The sequence below is a fragment of the Patulibacter minatonensis DSM 18081 genome (genome assembly GCF_000519325.1).
Lineage (GTDB): Bacteria > Actinomycetota > Thermoleophilia > Solirubrobacterales > Solirubrobacteraceae > Patulibacter > Patulibacter minatonensis.
Genome location: NZ_KI912613.1, coordinates 945,921 through 962,437 on the forward strand (window position 1 = coordinate 945,921; position 16,517 = coordinate 962,437).

Here is a 16,517-nt window from a genome sequence, read left to right on the forward strand (position 1 = left end):
CCGTCCCCGGACCCTCGTCCCCGGAGCCCCGTTCCCCGACCCTCGGGCCCCGTCCCCTGGAACCCCGTCCCCCCGGAGACCCGTTGTCCGTCGCCCTGGAACCCCGTCCCCCCGGAGACCCGTTGTCCGTCGCCCCGGAACCCCGTCCCCCCGGAGACCCGTTGTCCGTCGCCCCGGAACCCTCTCCCCCCGGAGACCCGTTCCCCGTCCCCCCGGAGCCCCGTCCCCCGGACCCCAGGCCTCGGACCCCCGGCCCCCGGGCGGCCGCCCCGCTCCCTAGTGGTTGCGCCCGTTGATCTCCCAGCCGCCGTCGACCGGCAGCGTCTGGCCCGTGATGAACGAGGCCTCGTCGGAGAGGAGGAACGCGACCGCGCTGGCGATCTCCTCCGGCCGGCCGAGGCGCTTGATCAGGTGCGCGTTGGCGTTGATGGCCTTCTGCTCCGGGGTGATGTCGGCCAGGATCGGGGTGTCGATCGTGCCCGGTGCCACGGCGTTGATGCGCACGTTCTGCTCGGCGTAGCTGTAGGCGGCCTGCTGGGTCAGCGCGATCACGCCGCCCTTGGCCGCCGAGTAGGACGCGAGGTTCAGCATCCCCTTCAGCGCCGCGAGCGAGGAGATGTTCACGACGTTCCCGCCGCCGGCGCCGACCATCGACGGGATCGTGTGCTTCATCCCGAGCCACACGCCCTTCAGGTCGGTGTCGATGACCGTGTCCCACGCCTCCTCGGTGAGGCCGGTGACCTCGTCCTCGGACTGCATGTTCACGACCCCGGCGACGTTGGCCAGCAGGGTGACCGGGCCGTGGCGCTCGACGGCGCCCGCGACGAGGGCCTCCCAGTCCGACTCGATGCGCGCGTCGAAGACGTGGTGCTCGGCCTTCCCCCCGGCGTCGGTGATCGAGCGGACCGTCGTGTCGTCGGCCTGCAGGTCACCGACGATCACGGTGGTGCCCTCGCTCGCGAGCCGGCGTGCGACCGCCTGACCGATGCCCTGCGCGCCGCCGCTGACGATGGCGACCTTGTTCTCCAGCGAACCCATGTGGTGCTCTCTCTCCTCGTGGTGTGTCGGGTCTTCTCGGGCCGCTAGGGCTTGAGGAAGATCGCGGACGTGTGCTCGGTGTCGAGGTACTCCTTGACACGGTGGATCCGGCCGTCCTGCACCACGAAGAGGAAGTGGTAGTGGTTGTTGTAGACGCGGCCGTTGTTGAGCTCCGCGTACGACTCGGTCTCGACGGCGACGCGGTCGCCGTCGACCGTCCAGGCGTGCGGTGTCAGCTGGATCCGGGCCTCCTTCGTCCCGGCGCCGATGCCGCCCGCGAGCTGCCCGAACTCCTCGCGGGTGTAGGTGCCGGAGATCCCCTCCATCGTCCCCGCGACCCACCAGGTGGCGTCCTCGGTCATGCTCGCCAGGATGTGCTCCACGTCGCCGGTGGAGAAGGTCTTCAGGAAGTCCTCCACGACCTGCTTGCTCGTCTGGTTCTCGGTGGTCGCCACGGTGTGCCCCTCACGTTCGGTTGATCGTGGAACCGACACTAGGTGCGGTCGATCGGTGTCCGGCGGGGGTCGTCGGGGCGACTTGGAGTTCGGTCCGAAAGGGTCCCGGGAGGCCTCACATGCGCGGCCCCGCGGGCGGCATGCGGTCGGCGCCGGGAGCCCGTCCCGGCGTGCGCGGCCGGCGTCAGCCGAGGTCGGCCACCGGCGGCGCGACGACGAAGCCGCGCCGACCGAGGCCGGCCACCACGTCGTCGCCCGGCAGCAGCGGCGCGACGTGGGCGACGCCCAGCAGGCGCAGGACCGACGCGCCCACGGCGACGTGCCGCCCGTACCGCCCGGCCCACGTCTCCGCGAGGGCGGGCTCGTCCACCGGCCCGCCCGGCCGGGCCGCCGGAGGACGCGACGCCAGGACGACGACCCCGCGACCGGCGCCGGAGAGCGCCCGCAGCGCACGGACCGCGTCGGGCCCGCCCGGACCGCCGACGAGCACCCCGGCGACCAGGTCCCGCGCCCCGATCCACGTCGGCACCGGGCCCTCGGTTGCGGATCCGTCCCGGTGCCGCCCGGCCCCGCCGTCCCCGCGCGGGACCACGTCGTGGGAGCCCGCCGGGCCGCCCCGTCGCACGCCGACGTCGCCGCGCACGAACACGACGTGGTCGGTCCCGTCGTCGAGCGACCGCACGCGGAGCATCCGCGTGCCCGCGGCCTCCCCGACGTCGACCACCTCGTCGCGACGCACCTCGAGCTCGGGCGCCGACGCCGCGCGGTGGCGGACGACGTCGCCGACGGTGACGGTGCGCAGGTCGTGGCGCAGCGCGAACGCCGTGAGGGCGTCGCCGGTCGCGACGTCGCCGTCGTCGTCGAGGACGACGCAGAGGACCCCGGCGGGCCGCGCGCCCGCCGTGCGCGCCAGGTCGACCGCCGCCTCGGCGTGCCCCGCGGCGCCGCGGACGCCGCCCCGCGCCGTGCGCACGGGGAACATGTGGCCGGGCGACACGAGGTCGCGGGCGGACGCGTCGTCGGCGATCGCCACCGCGATCGACCGCGCGCGGTCGGCGGAGGAGATCCCCGTGCCGACGCCGTGCCGGGCCTCGATCGACGGCGTCATCCCGGTCGCGGGTCCGGCGGCCCCGTCGCGCGTCATCGTCCGGAGCCCGAGGCGCTCGCAGCGCTCGGGGGTCAGCGCCAGCTGGACGAGGCCGCGCGCGTGCGTCGCCATGAAGGTCACGACGCGATGGTCCGCGGCGTCGGCCGTCGCCATCACGACGCCGCCCGTCCCGCGGTCCGGGTCCGTGACGAGGACCGCCCGGCCGTCCCGCAGCGCGGCGACCGCGTGACGGACGCGATGGTCCGCCGCGTCCTCCGCGAGCTCGACCGCGGCGCACCCGAACGCACCGGCGGACGATCGCGGACCGGCGTCGGGGAACGGGTGGGTCGCCTCGGCGTGCATCGCCCATCCTGTGCGGACCGGTGCCGCCGCCGCGACCCGCGGTCCGGGACCGATCTGTGGGCGGCTCCAAAAGGGCCGGCGGCGCCCGCTCGGGCCGCCCGTCCGGGCCGGTCGGCGCCCGGCCCGCGGGACGACGGCGACGCTGCTCAGGTCGTCCCGACGACCTCGATCCGCCCCGCCAGCAGCCGCACGGCCCACGAGTCGCGGTCGCCGACGACGGCGGTCCAGGGGGCGGCCGGCGGGCGGACCGCGTCGAGGCCCGGCCCCGTCGCGACGCGCAGGAGGAGCGAGGCGGCCCCGGCGTCGAGCAGCGCCGCGACCGTCCGGGCCAGCGGCTCGGCGCACCCGTCCTCGGCGGCCGACACCGCCACGACCGCCGGCCCGCCCGCGACGTCGCCGACGTCCTCGGGGCCCGTGACGACCGCGGTCCCGGCGGGCGCGGCGCTGACGAGCGCGACCCCGCGCCGCTCGTCCGCCCACTGCAGCACCCGCGCGATCCGGAGGTCGGGCTGCGCCGGCACCATGCGCACGCGGCCCGCCATCAGGACGCCGGTCGTCCCGTCCACCGACACGACGTCGCCCTCGGTGATCGTCGGCCCGGACGTCGTCGCGCGCAGGCCGTCGGCGTCGACCTCGAGGCCGGAGGCGCCGAAGATCGCGGGGCGGGCGTACCGCTCCAGGGCGGCGGGGTCGACGACCCCCGCCCGCGAGGTGACGACGGCGACGCTCGCGAGCGCGCCGGCGACGTCGGCGCGCCGGACGCGCGGCAGGATCAGCACGACGTCGGCGCCGGCGGCCGCGAGCGCCCGGGCCCGCTCCGCGTCGAACGCCGCGACGCCGCAGACCGCGCCCGGGGACGCCGGGTCGCCGAGCGCCAGCACCTCGACGTGCTGGTCCCGGGCGAAGACGGGCGCCTGCAGCCGCGCCATCACCGAGAGCGGGATCCGGGCGAGGGCCTCCGGCGTCGTGATCAGCCCGTCGTCGACGAGGTCGACCGCGATCCGGACCGCCGCCGGACCGCTGCGGACCGCGGGCTTCGCACGGAGGAACCACAGCCGCCCGGACTGGACCGCGAAGTCGACCGCGCACATGTCGCGGTAGGAGGCCTCGACGAGCGGCAGAGCGGCGTCGAGCTCGGCCAGCGGCGTCGGCAGCCGGGCGTGCATCGCCGTCAGCGGCAGCCGCGTCTCGACGGTCCCGTGCCCGTGGGCGTGCGGGACGAAGCTGCCCGTCGCGCTCGGCGACCCGGTGGCCGGATCGCGCGAGTAGGCCGTGCCGACGCCCGAGTCGAGGTCGCGGTCGCCGTGGACCATCGCCTGGACGACGACGGCGACGCCGAGGTCCTCGGGGAGCTGCGCCCGCACCCGGTAGTCCCGTGCCTCCGGACCGTCCCACGACGCCCACGCGGCGGCCACCGCCTCGTGCAGCTGGCCCTCGAGGTCGTCGGGGACCAGGACGCCCGACCGCTCCGCCACGAGGTCGCGCACCGCGCGGGCCGCGTCGAGCGGGTGCTCGTGCCGGGCCGCCTCCGCGTCGAGCTCGTCGGCGGGGAGCGCGCGGACGGCGATGCCGAACGACCGGGCGAACGCGAGGTACCGCTTGCCGGCGAAGGCCCGTCCGGCGACCGCGGTCACCGCGTCGAGCGTCGCCTCACCGATCCCCACGTCGACGACCGGCTCCTGCAGGCCCGGCACGTGCGACGGCCCGCCGGTGCGGACGGCGACGAGCAGCGGCATCCCCGCCTCGCCCAGCAGCTCGTGGGCGAGCTCCGGGAGCTGCTCGGCGATCGCCGCCCGGACAGCGGCCGGCACGTCGACCGGCCCGTCGGCCCCGGCCGTCCCGGACCGCCACGCCTCGGTGGTGATCGTGAACCCGGGCGGCGTGGGCAGGCCCAGCTCGCACAGCCGCGCCAGGCCGGCGCCCTCGGTCCCGAGCAGGGCGCGGCTCGCCGGCCCGCGGCCGAACGGGACGACGGCGGTGCTGATGTCGGCTCGTCGCAGGTCCCGCATCGGCCGATCATCGACCGCGTCCCGGGCCCGGCACGGACCACCGGCCCGCGAACTTGTGGTCCGCTCCAAGAGTCGAGGTCGGCCCCGTCCGGCACGCGGGGTCCCTGGCTGATTCGATGCCATGCGGCCGGGTCGACCGGCCCCCGCCCCGAGGAGCCGCGTGAACATCGAGCCGTCCGACCGCACCCGCGACCTGCAGCAGCGCCTGCTGGCGTTCATGGACGAGCGGGTGTACCCGGCGGAGGAGCCCTACGCGCAGGAGCTCCTGGCGGCGGGGAACCCGCACCACCAGCCGACGGTGATGGAGGAGCTGAAGGCCGAGGCCCGCGAGCGCGGCCTGTGGAACCTGTTCCACCCGCACGCGGACGTCCACCCGTCGGTGCCGGGGCTCTCGAACGTCGAGTACGCGCCGCTGGCCGAGATCATGGGCCGCAGCCGCCTCACGCCGGAGGCCTGCAACTGCAACGCGCCGGACACCGGGAACATGGAGGTCCTGACGCTCTTCGGGAACCCGGAGCAGCAGGAGCGGTGGCTCGTCCCGCTGCTGGAGGGCCGGATCCGGTCGGCGTTCGCGATGACCGAGCCGGCGGTCGCGTCGTCCGACGCCACGAACATCGAGACCCGCATCCGCCGCGACGGCGACGAGTACGTCATCGACGGACGCAAGTGGTGGACGACGGGTGCGCTCCACCCCCACCTGCGCTTCTTCATCCTGATGGGCAAGACCGACCCGACGGCCGACCGCCATCGGCAGCAGAGCATGGTCCTCGTGCCGGCCGACACCCCGGGCGTGCAGGTGCTGCGCAGCCTCCCGGTCTTCGGCTACCAGCACCAGGAGGGCCACGGCGAGGTGCTGTTCGAGGACGTGCGCGTCCCGGTCGAGAACGTGATGTCCGCCGAGGGCGACGGGTTCCGGATCGCGCAGGCGCGGCTCGGTCCGGGCCGCATCCACCACGCGATGCGGACGATCGGCCTGGCGGAACGCGCGCTCGAGCTGATGTGCTCCCGCGCGCAGCAGCGGGTCACGTTCGGGAAGCCCGTCTCGTCGCGCGCCAACGTGCAGGACTGGATCGCCGACGCGCGGATCGAGATCGAGATGATCCGCCTCCTGACGATGAAGGCCGCGTGGCTCATGGACACCGTGGGCAACCAGGAGGCCCGGACGGAGATCGCGGCGATCAAGGTCGCCGCGCCGGCGGTCGCGCAGCGCGTCGTCGACCACGCGATCCAGATCCACGGCGGCGGTGGGATGAGCGACGACTTCCCGCTCGCCGAGATGTACGCGCACGCCCGCACGATGCGGATGGTCGACGGGCCCGACGAGGTCCACCGGATGACGATCGCCCGCGCCGAGCTCGCGAAGCACCCGGCGCCCGACGCCTCCTGAGTCCCGCGCGCTCTTGTAGCGCGCTCCGAAACGGCGCCCGGGGCGATCCCCGTACCGCTGTACGCGCTGGTCTGCTGCGATCGCGGGCGACGTCGCACGATCGGTGCGGGACGCCCCGCGCTCTGCGTACAGCGACGAAGGGACAGCACATGACGGGGACGGCCATTCTCGGAGGATCCGGCGGCCTGGGGGCGGCGGCCGCGGCGCGGATCGCGCGGCGGACGCCGGTGACGATCGGCTACTTCGGGAACGAGGAGAAGGCCCGCGGGGTCGTGGACGCGATCGTCGCCGAGGGCGGTGAGGCCGACGCCGCGCGGGTCGACCTCACCGACTCCGCGTCGGTGAAGTCGTTCCTCACGGGGGCGGCCGACCGGTGGGGCGGGCTCGACGCCATCGTCTCCGCGACCGGGCCGGCGATCCCGCTGTGCGCGCTGGAGGACGTCACCGACGAGGACTTCAAGCGGATCTACGACACCGACGTCTTCGGCACGTTCAACGTCCTGCGCCACGGCGTCGAGCTGCTGAAGGGCTCCGGCGGCGGCAGCATCACGTCGTTCATCACGACCGCCGTGCACCGGACGCTCGAGAACGACGGGATGTCCGGAGGCCCGAAGACCGCGATTACCGGCCTGCTCAAGCAGGCCGCGCGCGAGGCCGGCCCGCACAACGTGCGGATCAACGGCGTGGCGCCGGGGGTCATCGACGCCGGCATCGTGCTGACCTCGTTCGAGGTCGACGACGTCGCCAAGTCCGTGATCGAGAGCTGCATGGCCCAGACCCCGCTGGCCCGGATGGGGCAGCCGGAGGAGGTCGCCGCGCTGGTCGACTTCCTCGCGGGCCCGGAGGCCACGTACGTCAGCGGCCAGATGATCGCGGTCGACGGCGGGTACAGCGCCTGACCGGCCGGGCCGGGTCCGGACTCCGGCCCGGACCCCTCCCGGCCACGGTCGCGCGGGTCGGACGGCGGGCCGGCCCGGCGCCCGACCCGCCGCGGTGCGCCGGGCGCCGACCCCGCCCGTCAGGCGCCGGCGTCCGCCGTCGCCAGGCGCTCCCCGCCGATGCGGAAGATCTCCTGGTTCCCGGAGCTCCACGACGGCGTCAGGGTCCGCAGATGGATCCGCCAGCGCCCGTCGATCCGGCGCAGCTCGTCGTGGTAGGTGCCGCCGACGAGCAGGTGGTCGCCGCCGTCGGCGCCGACGATCACGTGCTGCGCCTGGAAGTAGCAGGACGCCGTGCCGGTGTCGCCGTCGAGCTCGCAGCTGACGTTGCCGATCAGGTGCTGGCTCGCGTCGAGCCCGGCGAGCGCGCCGCGACAGAGCGCCACGATCGCCTCGGGTCCGCGGTTGATCCCGCCGAGCTCGCCGTAGTCGGTCGCGCCGTCGGGGGTGAAGACCTCGGCGAGGAGGTCCCAGTCGCGCGTGTCCAGCGCGGTGGCGTAGCGGTGCATCAGGTCGATGACGTCGAGGCGGTCGGTCGGGTCGGTCATGGGGGTCTCCTTCGATGGGAAGAGGGCCCCGCCGGTTCGGCGGGGCCCCTGGGATCTCCTGCGTGGTGGTGCCGGCGCGGCGCGGCCGTCCGGGCTACGGCGTGGAACCGGCCTTGTCGGCGCCGGGCGCCAGGGCGTACGTCACGGTCTTGCCCTTCATCTTGATCCGGGTGTCGACGTAGGCCTCGCCCCACTCCCCCACGAGGGCGTGGTCCGTCGGGCTCGACTTGACCGAGCCGTGGCTCGTCAGGAGGTCGCCACCCTCGTTCTCGAGCTGCGCGGTGACGTTGTCGCGCGTCAGCTCCTTGCCGGCCTTCAGCACCTTGCGGGCTGCGTCGGCGAACGTGTTCACGGCGTCGTAGCCGTAGATCGAGTACAGCGCGAACGGCTTGTCCGGGTACTCCGTGGTGAAGTCCTTCACGTACTTCTCGCAGAACGCCTTGATCGGGTCGTCCGCGTTCAGCTGGTTCAGGTCGGTGAGCGCGCACTTGTGCCCGCCGTAGGTGACCGTCTCGCAGTTCGTCCCGCACGCCGCGGCCAGGGCCGGGGTCGAGAGCCACTGCTCGCCGATGATCGGCCGGTCGAACATGCCGAGCTGCTTGGCGGCCTTGTAGCCGTTCGGGTTCAGCGTCTCGATGTAGTAGACGTCCGGGTTGGTCGCCTTCATCTTCGTCAGCTGGGCCGTCACCTGGTCGGTGGACGCCGTGCCCGAGCTCGCCTGCACCGTGGTGACCTTGCAGCCGATCTCCTTGCAGCGCGCCTCGATCGCCGGGGCCAGGCCCGTCGAGAAGTCGGCGTCGTAGTGGAGGATCGCGACGGACTTCTTCTTCAGCACGTTCGTCATGTACGAGATCGCGGAGGTCGCGTACTCCGACCCGGCCGAGTTCTGGAACATGTACTTCTTGACCGGGTCGATCAGCTTGTCGCTGCCGCTGGCCGCGATGGCGGGCAGCTTGACCTGGTCGGTCAGGCCGCTGATCGCCAGCGCGCCGGCCGAGCCGTTGAACCCGCCGATGACGGCCTTGTCGCGCGCCGAGTCCCGGTAGGCGGTCGCCGCGCCCTGCGGCGTCGCGCCGGTCTCCTTGAGGACCAGCTCGATCTTCCGGCCGTCGATGCCGCCGGCCGCGTTGATCTGCTTGGCGGCGAGCTTCATGCCGTCCTGGTAGTCGGGGCCGCCCTGGGCGGCCGGGCCGATGTAGCCCGCGACCTTGATCGGGCCGCTGGAGCTCCCGCCCCCGCCTGATCCCCCGCTGTCGCTGCCACACGCGGTCACACCCACAGCCATCACCATCACCCCACAAGCCGACAACACTCGCGTCATGCGTGCCATGTCCCCACCCTCTCTCCATGTGTGGGGGACCCAAATATGGTCCCCGCGTTGGTTACTGAGGCGACTCTAGGAGTGTCGCCCCCACCGAATCAGGCCGTGCGTGCGGCGTTTCGTGGGGAGTTCCAAACTCCGTCCGAAGCGACACCACGCCAGCGGCGGACGTTCAGCCCGCAGCGGCCGCCGTCGTGAATCCGAGGTACGCCTCGCGCACCCGGGCGTCGCTCTGCAACTCCTCCGACGTGCCCTCGATGACGACCTCGCCGCGCTGGAGCACGTAGGCCCGATCGGCCAGGGCCAGCGTCATCATCACGTTCTGCTCGACGACGAGGATCGTCACGCCCTGCTCGCGCAGAGCCCGCAGCGCGTCGAAGACCTGGGCCAGCACCGCGGGCGCCAGGCCGAGCGACGGCTCGTCGAGGAGCAGCACCTTCGGGCCCGCCATCAGCCCCCGGCCGATCGCCACCATCTGCTGCTGTCCGCCGCTGAGGCTCCCGGCGACCTGGTCGGCGCGCTCCTCCAGGATCGGGAACAGCGCGTGGGCCTGCGCCAGACGTTCCTGCACGACGGACCTGCGCCGGCGCTCGGCGTAGGCGCCGAGCAGCAGGTTCTCGCGGACGGTCATCCCCGCGAAGAGCTGGCGTCCCTCCGGGACCATCACGAGCCCGGACCGGGAGACGTCCTCGGGGTTCTTCCCCGCCACGTCGTCGCCGTCCAGCCGGATCCGTCCGGCGGTCGGCCGGATCAGTCCGCTGATGGTCCGCAGCAGGGTGCTCTTGCCCGCCCCGTTGCTGCCGAGGATCGCGACGATCTCCCCGTCGCGGACCTCCATGTCGAGGCCACGCAGGACGCCGACGCGGCCGTAGCCGGCGTCGAGCCCGTCGATCGTCAGCGTCCCGCTCATGCCGCCACCGTCCCCAGGTAGGCCTCGATCACCGCAGGGTTCGCGGCGACCTCCTCCGGCGTCCCCCCGGCGAGGAGCCGCCCGCGATCGAGCACGACGACGTCGTCGGCGACGCTCATCACCATCCGCATGTCGTGCTCGACGAGGAGGACCGCGAGGCCCTCGCCGGCGATCGCGCGGATCAGGTCCGTCAGCTCGTGCGTCTCGGTGTGGTCGAGGCCCGCGGCGGGCTCGTCGAGGAGCAGCACGTCGGGCTCCGACGCGAGCGCCCGGGCGACGTCGACGAGCCGCTGGCTGCCGACCGGCAGCGAGGTCGCGAGGCGGTCTGCCTGGTGCCCCAGGCCGACGCGCTCGAGGTGCGCCATCGCGGCAGCCCGCGAGGCCTGGCGGTCCCTGCGCGTGCGGGGCAGGCTGAGCGCGATCTCGAGGAACGACGCCCGTCCGAACCGGTCGCGGGCCAGCATCACCATGTCGAGCACGGTCATGCCCTCGTAGAGCTTCGGCGTCTGGAAGGTCCGGGCCAGGCCGCGCAGCGCGACCTCCTCGGCCCGCAGCCCCTCGACGCGGACGTCGGCGATCCGGACCTGCCCGGCGGTCGGGATCAGCGTCCCGGCGAGCAGGTTGATGACCGTCGACTTGCCGGCGCCGTTCGGGCCGATCAGCGCGGTGACCCGGCCCGGCCGCAGCGTGATCGCCACGTCGTCGACCGCGACGAACGCCCCGAAGGTCCGCCGCAGGCCCTCGGCGCGGAGGGCGGGGGCAGCCGTCGCGCCGGCCGTCGCCGCGGCACCCGCCGTCGCCGTGCCGCCGGTCGTCCGGACCTCGCCGGTCGTGTCCGCCGCGCTCATCGGACCGCTCCGGTCGTGCCCGCGGCGGACGTCAGGTCGCCCCCGGGCGGCCCGGTCGCCCCGGCCCCGTCGCGGCGCCGGCGGAGCCGGTCGAGGCCGCCGCTCAGCGAGTCGGCCTTGAACGCGCGGGCCAGCCCGTCCTTGAAGAAGAGGACGAAGACCACGAGCAGGAGGCCGTACATGATGAGCTCCCACTGCAGCGAGGCGCCCTCGAGCCCGGAGGTGGCGTGGTAGCGGATCCAGTATTCGAGGCCGCCGACGACGACCGCGCCGATCAGCCCGCCGTAGACGCTGCCGATGCCGCCGACGATGACGTAGGTGACGAGGCTGATCGTCAGCGTGAAGTCCCAGTTGGCCGGCGCCGCGAACTGCAGCGAGTAGGCCCAGAGCCCGCCGGCCAGGCCGGCCATCCCGGCGCTGACGACGAAGACGACGAGCTTCAGGCGGAACGGGTTGATGCCCATGCTGCGGGCACCGTCCTCGTCCTGGCCGACCGCGCGCAGCGCCTGCCCGATCCGGGAGCCCGAGATGTTGCGGGCCAGCCAGAGGCAGAGGACCAGGACGACGATCGCCGCCCAGTAGAAGTCCGACGGGTCCGTCAGGTCGATGCCGAAGAGCGTGAGCGTCGGGAGTCCGACGAGCCCGAGCGCGCCGCCGGTGAAGTCCGCCTGGCTGACCACGACGAGCAGGGTCAGGTGGATCGCGAGCGTCGCGATCGCGAGGTTGAAGCCCTGCAGTCGGAGCGTCATCGCGCCGATCAGCCCGCCGCCGACGACGGAGAGGACCATGCCGGCCAGGAGCGCGGCCGTGGGGTCCCAGCCGTGCTTCGTCGTCAGGATCGCGACGGTGTAGCCGCCGACGAGGACGAACGCCGCCTGCCCGAGGCTGAACTGCCCGGCGAGCCCCATCACGAGGCCCAGACCGGTCGCGGCGATCGCGGCGAGCACGACGAAGGTCGCGGACGAGAGCTCCTGGCTGCCCGACTCCAGCACGAACGGGGCGCACGCCAGGAGCAGCAGCGCGACGACCGGGACGCCCATCCTCCACGTGAACCGCGGACCGTCGTGCGACGCGGCGACCGCGACCTGCGGCGCGCGGCTGACCACCCGGCGCGGGCGTCGGGTGCGCTTCGTCGCCCGGGCGGCGATCACGCGGCGGATCGCGCCGTCGGCGTCGAACAGGTCGCGGCCGAGCAGGAAGACGATGAGCGTCATGTAGACGATGGCGTCGCGGTACTCCGACGAGATCACGCCGGCGCCGACGCTCTGGACGACGCCGAGGCCGAGGCCGGCGAGGACCGCGCGGCCGGGGTGCTCGAAGCCCGCGAGCGCCGCGGCGATGAAGCCCACGAGGCCGACGGTGATGCCGCTGTCCCAGGAGACCCCGGAGACCGGGACGATCATCGCGCCGAGCGTGCCGCTGATCGCGCCGGCCAGGACGAACGCCGACATCGACATGCGGCCGGTCCGGATGCCGAGCAGCCGGGCGGCGGTCGGGTTCGACGCGCAGGCGCGCATCGCCTTGCCGGTGATCGTGAAGCGGAAGAGCCCGACGACGCCGAGCAGGACGACGAGCGTCGTGCCCCAGATGAACCACGTCTGGTCGTCCAGCCGGGCGCCGAAGAGGCCGAACGTGCCGTCGTGGAAGGACGGCAGCGACAGCGGGTCCTTGTCCCAGATGAGGAGCGCGAGGCCGCGCAGGACGATGCCGAAGCCGAGGCTGGCGATCACCAGGCCGAGCATCCCCACCCGTCTGCGCACCGGCGCGACGGTCGTCCGTTCCTGCACGAGGGCGACGAGCGCCACGGCGACCGCGGACATCAGGACGCCGAGCACGAGCGGCCAGCCGGCCGTCTGCGTGGCGACCATGATCATCCCGCCGACCATCACGTAGTCGCCCTGGGCGAAGTTGTAGACGCCGGTGACGTTCGCCACCACCACGAAGCCGAGTGCCACCAGGGCGAACACACACCCTGCCGACAATCCGGACAACACGTACTGCGCTAGATCGCTCATCGATGCTCCTCCGTTCTCCCGCCGGAGCGCCCACGCCAAGCGTGGCCCCACGGCGATTTCGGGCCGATCTTGCGCATGGCCGGTAGCGCCACGGCGACGGACCTCGGAGGGTGTTCGTAGTTTGCTCCACAAGGGTGGACGGACGGCTCCCAGCGCGTGCTGTCCGAGGAGCAGCATCGGCCCCCATGATCAAGGTGTTCGCGCTCATCCCTCGCCGGCCGGACGTCCCCGTCGACGAGTTCCACGACCACTGGCGCCATCCGCACGGCGACCTCGCGCTGCGGATCACGACGATGCAGGGCTACCTGCAGAGCCACCGCCTCGCGTCACCGGGCGGCGGCCTGGCCGACCCGATCTACGAGGGGATCGCGGAGGTCTGGTTCGAGGACCTCGCGACCGCCGCCGGCATGGGCGAGGACCCGGACTACCTCGAGGGCTGCCACGCCGACGAGCCGCTGTTCATCGACGTCGACCGGCTCGCGTTCCTCATGACCGAGCAGCAGGTGCTCGTGGCCGGACCGCCCGTGGCCCAGGACGCCCCGGGGGTGAAGCTGCTGGTGCTGCTGCCGGGCGGCGGATCGGACGAGGCCGTCGGGTCGTCGGTCGAGCAGCAGCGCGAGCTCGGCGACCGGCTCGGCGCGACCCGGCACGTCCTCTGCCTGCCGTCGGCCGAGGCCTACGCGGACGCCGCGCCGCCGTACGGGGGGATCCGTGAGCTCTGGTGGCCGGACCGCCGGGCCCTCGAGGCGGGCCGCGACGCGGAGCCGGACGCCTGGACGTCGCTGGTGCGCGGCGCGACGGAGGCGCTCCTGGCGACCGAGCACCGCGTGCTCTGGCCGTCGGCGCGCGTCTCCGGCTGAGCGGCGGGCGGCACGCCGACGGGCCGGGCGGGTCGAGGGGTCACCGGCGGGTCGGCGGGCCGGCCGGGCGGCCGGCCGGTACGCCGGTCGCCCGCCGGTCAGCGCCGCTCGAGGTGGACCTCGCCGGCGTCGAGCGCCTCGACGCCGGCGTCGGTGCGGACGAGCAGGCGCCCGCGCTCGTCGACGCCCTGGGCCACCCCGGTACCGCCCGCGCCGCCGCCCGGGCGCACCCAGGAGATCGTTCCGCCGCGCAGCACGTCGCGGGCGGACCACGCCTCCAGCAGCGTGGCGTCGGGGAGCGCGATCGCGGTGGCGAGACGCTCGAGCAGCTCGGCGAGGACCGCATCGATCTCGGACGGGTCGCGGCCCATCGTCGCGGCCCGCGCGGCGATCTCGTCCGGCACGGCGTCCAGGTCGAGCGCGACGTTCAGCCCGATGCCGGCGACGGCCCACCCCTCGGACGGACGTCCCTCGCAGAGGATCCCGGCGATCTTGCGCAGCGGTCCGTGGTCGTCGGCGAGGACGACGTCGTTGGGCCATTTGATCCGGGCCTCGGCCCCGACGGTCTCCGCGACCGCGACCGCGACGGCCAGCGGGAGCATCGCGGGGCTCGGGAGGTCCCGCAGGACGACCGAGACGGTCAGCGCCTGCCCGGGCGGCGCCACCCACGGCCGGCCCTGGCGTCCGCGGCCGGCGGTCTGGGCGGTGGCGGTGACGGTCGTCCCGTGCGGGGCCCCGTCCGCGCCGAGGCGCCGGGCCTCGTCGTTCGTCGACCCGATCTCGTCGTGGTGGTGCCGCGGCGTGCCGAGCGGCCGCGCGTGCTGGTCGGTGGTCATGGGGTGTCTCCGATGCGGGGTGCGACGGGCGTGGTCCGGGGCGTCGTCCTGGCGATGGCGGGGCCGGAGGACGTCCGCTCCGGACCGATCCGGTGGGGAGCGCGTCGGGTGCCCACCGGGGCGGTCACGCGCGCCGGATCCGCACGGGCGCGTCGGTGACGAGCTCGAGCGCCTCGCGCGCAGAAGAGCGGTTGACGGCGACCGCGATCGCGCGGTTGGCGTCCTGGTAGAGCAGGACCGTCCCCGGCGCGACGTCGGCGAAGGTCGTGGCGTAGACGCCGCGGACGCCGTTGATCTCGACGGCCTCGCCGATCCGCAGGCCGACGCCGGCGGTCAGCTCCTCGTGCTCGAGGTCGAGCATCACGTTGCCGAAGCGGTCGAAGGCGAGGACGTGGGCGACGAGCTCGTCGCCCTCCACCTCCGCCATCGGCATCGGCAGCGGTTCGACGGCGTCCGGGTCCAGCGGGGTGCCGACGTCCTCGAGCTCGAGGCCCGCGGCGATCCGGGCGGCGATCGGCGCGAAGATGTCGCGGCCGTGGAACGTCGCCGACACGGGCTCGAGGCGGTAGGGCGAGGTCGCGATGTCGACCGCCTGGACGATGCCGCCGAACCGCTGCGCGGCGAGCCACAGCAGGCCGTTGTCGGGCCCGACGAGCACGCGGTCGTCCTCGGCCACCCGGATGGCGATCGGGCGGCGCCGGCCGCCGACCTCGGGGTCGACGACCGCGAGGTGGACCCCCGCTGACGCGTACGGCAGCGTCCGCTGGAGGGTGATCGCGCCGAGCCGCACGTCGTAGGACGGGATCCCGTGCGTGAGGTCCACGACGCGGGCCTCGGGGGCGATCCGCGCGATCACGGCGTGGCAGACGCCGACGAACTCGTCGTGGAGCCCGTAGTCGGAGAGGAAGGTGACGGTCGTGCGGTCGATGGGGCGATCCTAGTCACGTCCCGGGCGCGCAACGCGTGCGACTCGTCCGGGGTGCAACGGGGGCTGCAGGGCGGGCCGTCGGATGTCCGACGGCCCGCTCCCGCGCGCCCTGTCAGGCGGTGGCGCCGGCCTCCGCCACGCGGTGCTCGCCCTCCGCGAACTCCTCGACGATCTTCGCCGTGAACGCCGGCAGGTCGTCGGGGTTCCGGCTGGACACGAGCCCCTGGTCGCAGACGACCTCCTCGTCGACCCAGTCGCCGCCGGCGTTGACGATGTCGGTGCGGATGCTCGGGAACGACGTGATCGTGCGGCCCCTGACGAGGTCGGCCTCGACGAGCGTCCACGGCCCGTGGCAGATCACGCCGACGGGCTTGCCGGCCTTGAACCAGTCCTGGAGGAACCGGATGACGTCCTGGTCCACGCGGAGGTTGTCGGGGTTCGCGACGCCGCCCGGCAGGATCAGGCCCGCGTAGTCGTCGATGCTCGCGTCGGCGACCTTCTTGTCGACCGTGAACGTGTCGCCCGGGTGGATGTCGCCGTTGGTGGCCTGGATCTCGCCCGTGTCGATCGACAGGAGCTCCGTCGTGGCCCCCGCGGCCTCCACCGCGTCGCGCGGCTGCTCGAGCTCCACCTGCTCGACGCCGTCGGCGGCGATGATCGCGATCCTCTTGCCCTGCAGCTCGTTCGACATGCGGTGCTCCTCCGTCGGGTGTGCGCCCGGGGGCGGCGTTCCCGGCCCCCGGGAGGCGATCGATACCCGCGGGGCGGCGTGAGAAACGACTGCGGGCGGGGCGGGGCGGGGCCGTAGCCCGGGACGCCGGCGGGCGCGACAGCAGGGCGGGCGGCGGGGGCGATGCAGGCCGGTGCCGTGGGGCGGCAGGAACCTGCAGCAGGGGCCGCGGCTCCCGGTGCCGCTGCGGATCGCTGCCGTCAGGCGGCAGGAACCTGCAGCGGCGGCCGCGGCTCCCGGTGCC

15 protein-coding genes are annotated in these 16,517 nt (G+C 74.1%); 3 read left to right on the forward strand and 12 right to left on the reverse strand.

The window, feature by feature from the left end; genetic code table 11:
* Positions 1 to 276: 276 nt before the first annotated feature.
* The 4 genes from PATMI_RS0104355 to PATMI_RS27330 form a co-directional block, all read right to left on the reverse strand.
* A complete protein-coding gene (locus PATMI_RS0104355; protein ID WP_026909993.1) occupies positions 277 to 1,038 on the reverse strand; it encodes an SDR family NAD(P)-dependent oxidoreductase in 762 nt (253 codons plus the stop codon).
* Between the two features lie 44 nt (positions 1,039 to 1,082).
* Positions 1,083 to 1,493, reverse strand: coding sequence for a nuclear transport factor 2 family protein (locus PATMI_RS0104360; protein ID WP_026909994.1), 411 nt, complete (start codon positions 1,491 to 1,493; stop codon positions 1,083 to 1,085).
* Between the two features lie 184 nt (positions 1,494 to 1,677).
* Positions 1,678 to 2,943, reverse strand: coding sequence for a 3,4-dihydroxy-2-butanone-4-phosphate synthase (locus PATMI_RS33850; protein ID WP_051471044.1), 1,266 nt, complete (start codon positions 2,941 to 2,943; stop codon positions 1,678 to 1,680).
* Positions 2,944 to 3,089: 146 nt separating this feature from the next.
* Complete coding sequence (locus PATMI_RS27330; RefSeq protein ID WP_051471045.1) at positions 3,090 to 4,952, reverse strand: PEP/pyruvate-binding domain-containing protein; 1,863 nt, start codon at positions 4,950 to 4,952, stop codon at positions 3,090 to 3,092.
* Between the two features lie 160 nt (positions 4,953 to 5,112).
* Here PATMI_RS27330 and PATMI_RS0104375 point away from each other — a divergent pair, with 160 nt between their 5' ends.
* Together PATMI_RS0104375 and PATMI_RS0104380 are read left to right on the forward strand one after the other, a co-directional pair.
* The gene (locus PATMI_RS0104375) at positions 5,113 to 6,339 is read left to right on the forward strand and encodes an acyl-CoA dehydrogenase family protein (protein ID WP_026909995.1); all 1,227 of its coding nucleotides are present in this window, start codon (positions 5,113 to 5,115) and stop codon (positions 6,337 to 6,339) included.
* A 149-nt stretch (positions 6,340 to 6,488) separates the two neighbouring features.
* Entirely contained in the window at positions 6,489 to 7,238 is a 750-nt protein-coding gene (locus PATMI_RS0104380; protein WP_026909996.1) for an SDR family NAD(P)-dependent oxidoreductase, read from the forward strand.
* A gap of 119 nt (positions 7,239 to 7,357) precedes the next feature.
* On the opposite strand, the gene PATMI_RS27335 is transcribed toward PATMI_RS0104380, so the two are convergent.
* From PATMI_RS27335 to PATMI_RS0104405, 5 genes are all read right to left on the reverse strand, one after another.
* Positions 7,358 to 7,825, reverse strand: coding sequence for a nuclear transport factor 2 family protein (locus PATMI_RS27335; RefSeq protein WP_051471047.1), 468 nt, complete (start codon positions 7,823 to 7,825; stop codon positions 7,358 to 7,360).
* A 94-nt stretch (positions 7,826 to 7,919) separates the two neighbouring features.
* Complete coding sequence (locus tag PATMI_RS0104390; RefSeq protein ID WP_026909997.1) at positions 7,920 to 9,104, reverse strand: ABC transporter substrate-binding protein; 1,185 nt, start codon at positions 9,102 to 9,104, stop codon at positions 7,920 to 7,922.
* A gap of 214 nt (positions 9,105 to 9,318) precedes the next feature.
* The gene (locus PATMI_RS0104395; RefSeq protein WP_026909998.1) at positions 9,319 to 10,056 is read right to left on the reverse strand and encodes an ABC transporter ATP-binding protein; all 738 of its coding nucleotides are present in this window, start codon (positions 10,054 to 10,056) and stop codon (positions 9,319 to 9,321) included.
* On the reverse strand, positions 10,053 to 10,904 hold the full coding sequence (locus tag PATMI_RS0104400) for an ABC transporter ATP-binding protein (protein ID WP_084269663.1): 852 nt from the start codon (positions 10,902 to 10,904) through the stop codon (positions 10,053 to 10,055). The genes PATMI_RS0104395 and PATMI_RS0104400 overlap by 4 nt, the downstream gene beginning before the upstream one ends.
* Positions 10,901 to 12,919: an ABC transporter permease gene (locus tag PATMI_RS0104405; protein WP_169738325.1), complete on the reverse strand. Its 2,019-nt coding sequence runs from the start codon at positions 12,917 to 12,919 to the stop codon at positions 10,901 to 10,903. The genes PATMI_RS0104400 and PATMI_RS0104405 overlap by 4 nt, the downstream gene beginning before the upstream one ends.
* Positions 12,920 to 13,104: 185 nt before the next feature.
* On the opposite strand from PATMI_RS0104405, the gene PATMI_RS0104410 reads away from it, so the two are divergent.
* Complete coding sequence (locus tag PATMI_RS0104410) at positions 13,105 to 13,779, forward strand: EthD domain-containing protein (protein ID WP_026910001.1); 675 nt, start codon at positions 13,105 to 13,107, stop codon at positions 13,777 to 13,779.
* A gap of 98 nt (positions 13,780 to 13,877) precedes the next feature.
* Here PATMI_RS0104410 and PATMI_RS27340 read toward each other — a convergent pair whose 3' ends face one another.
* From PATMI_RS27340 to PATMI_RS0104425, 3 genes are all read right to left on the reverse strand, one after another.
* The gene (locus PATMI_RS27340) at positions 13,878 to 14,615 is read right to left on the reverse strand and encodes a biotin--[acetyl-CoA-carboxylase] ligase (protein WP_051471048.1); all 738 of its coding nucleotides are present in this window, start codon (positions 14,613 to 14,615) and stop codon (positions 13,878 to 13,880) included.
* Between the two features lie 124 nt (positions 14,616 to 14,739).
* Entirely contained in the window at positions 14,740 to 15,543 is an 804-nt protein-coding gene (locus PATMI_RS0104420; protein ID WP_026910002.1) for an SAM hydrolase/SAM-dependent halogenase family protein, read from the reverse strand.
* Positions 15,544 to 15,655: 112 nt separating this feature from the next.
* The gene (locus tag PATMI_RS0104425; RefSeq protein ID WP_026910003.1) at positions 15,656 to 16,234 is read right to left on the reverse strand and encodes a type 1 glutamine amidotransferase domain-containing protein; all 579 of its coding nucleotides are present in this window, start codon (positions 16,232 to 16,234) and stop codon (positions 15,656 to 15,658) included.
* Positions 16,235 to 16,517 lie beyond the last annotated feature (283 nt).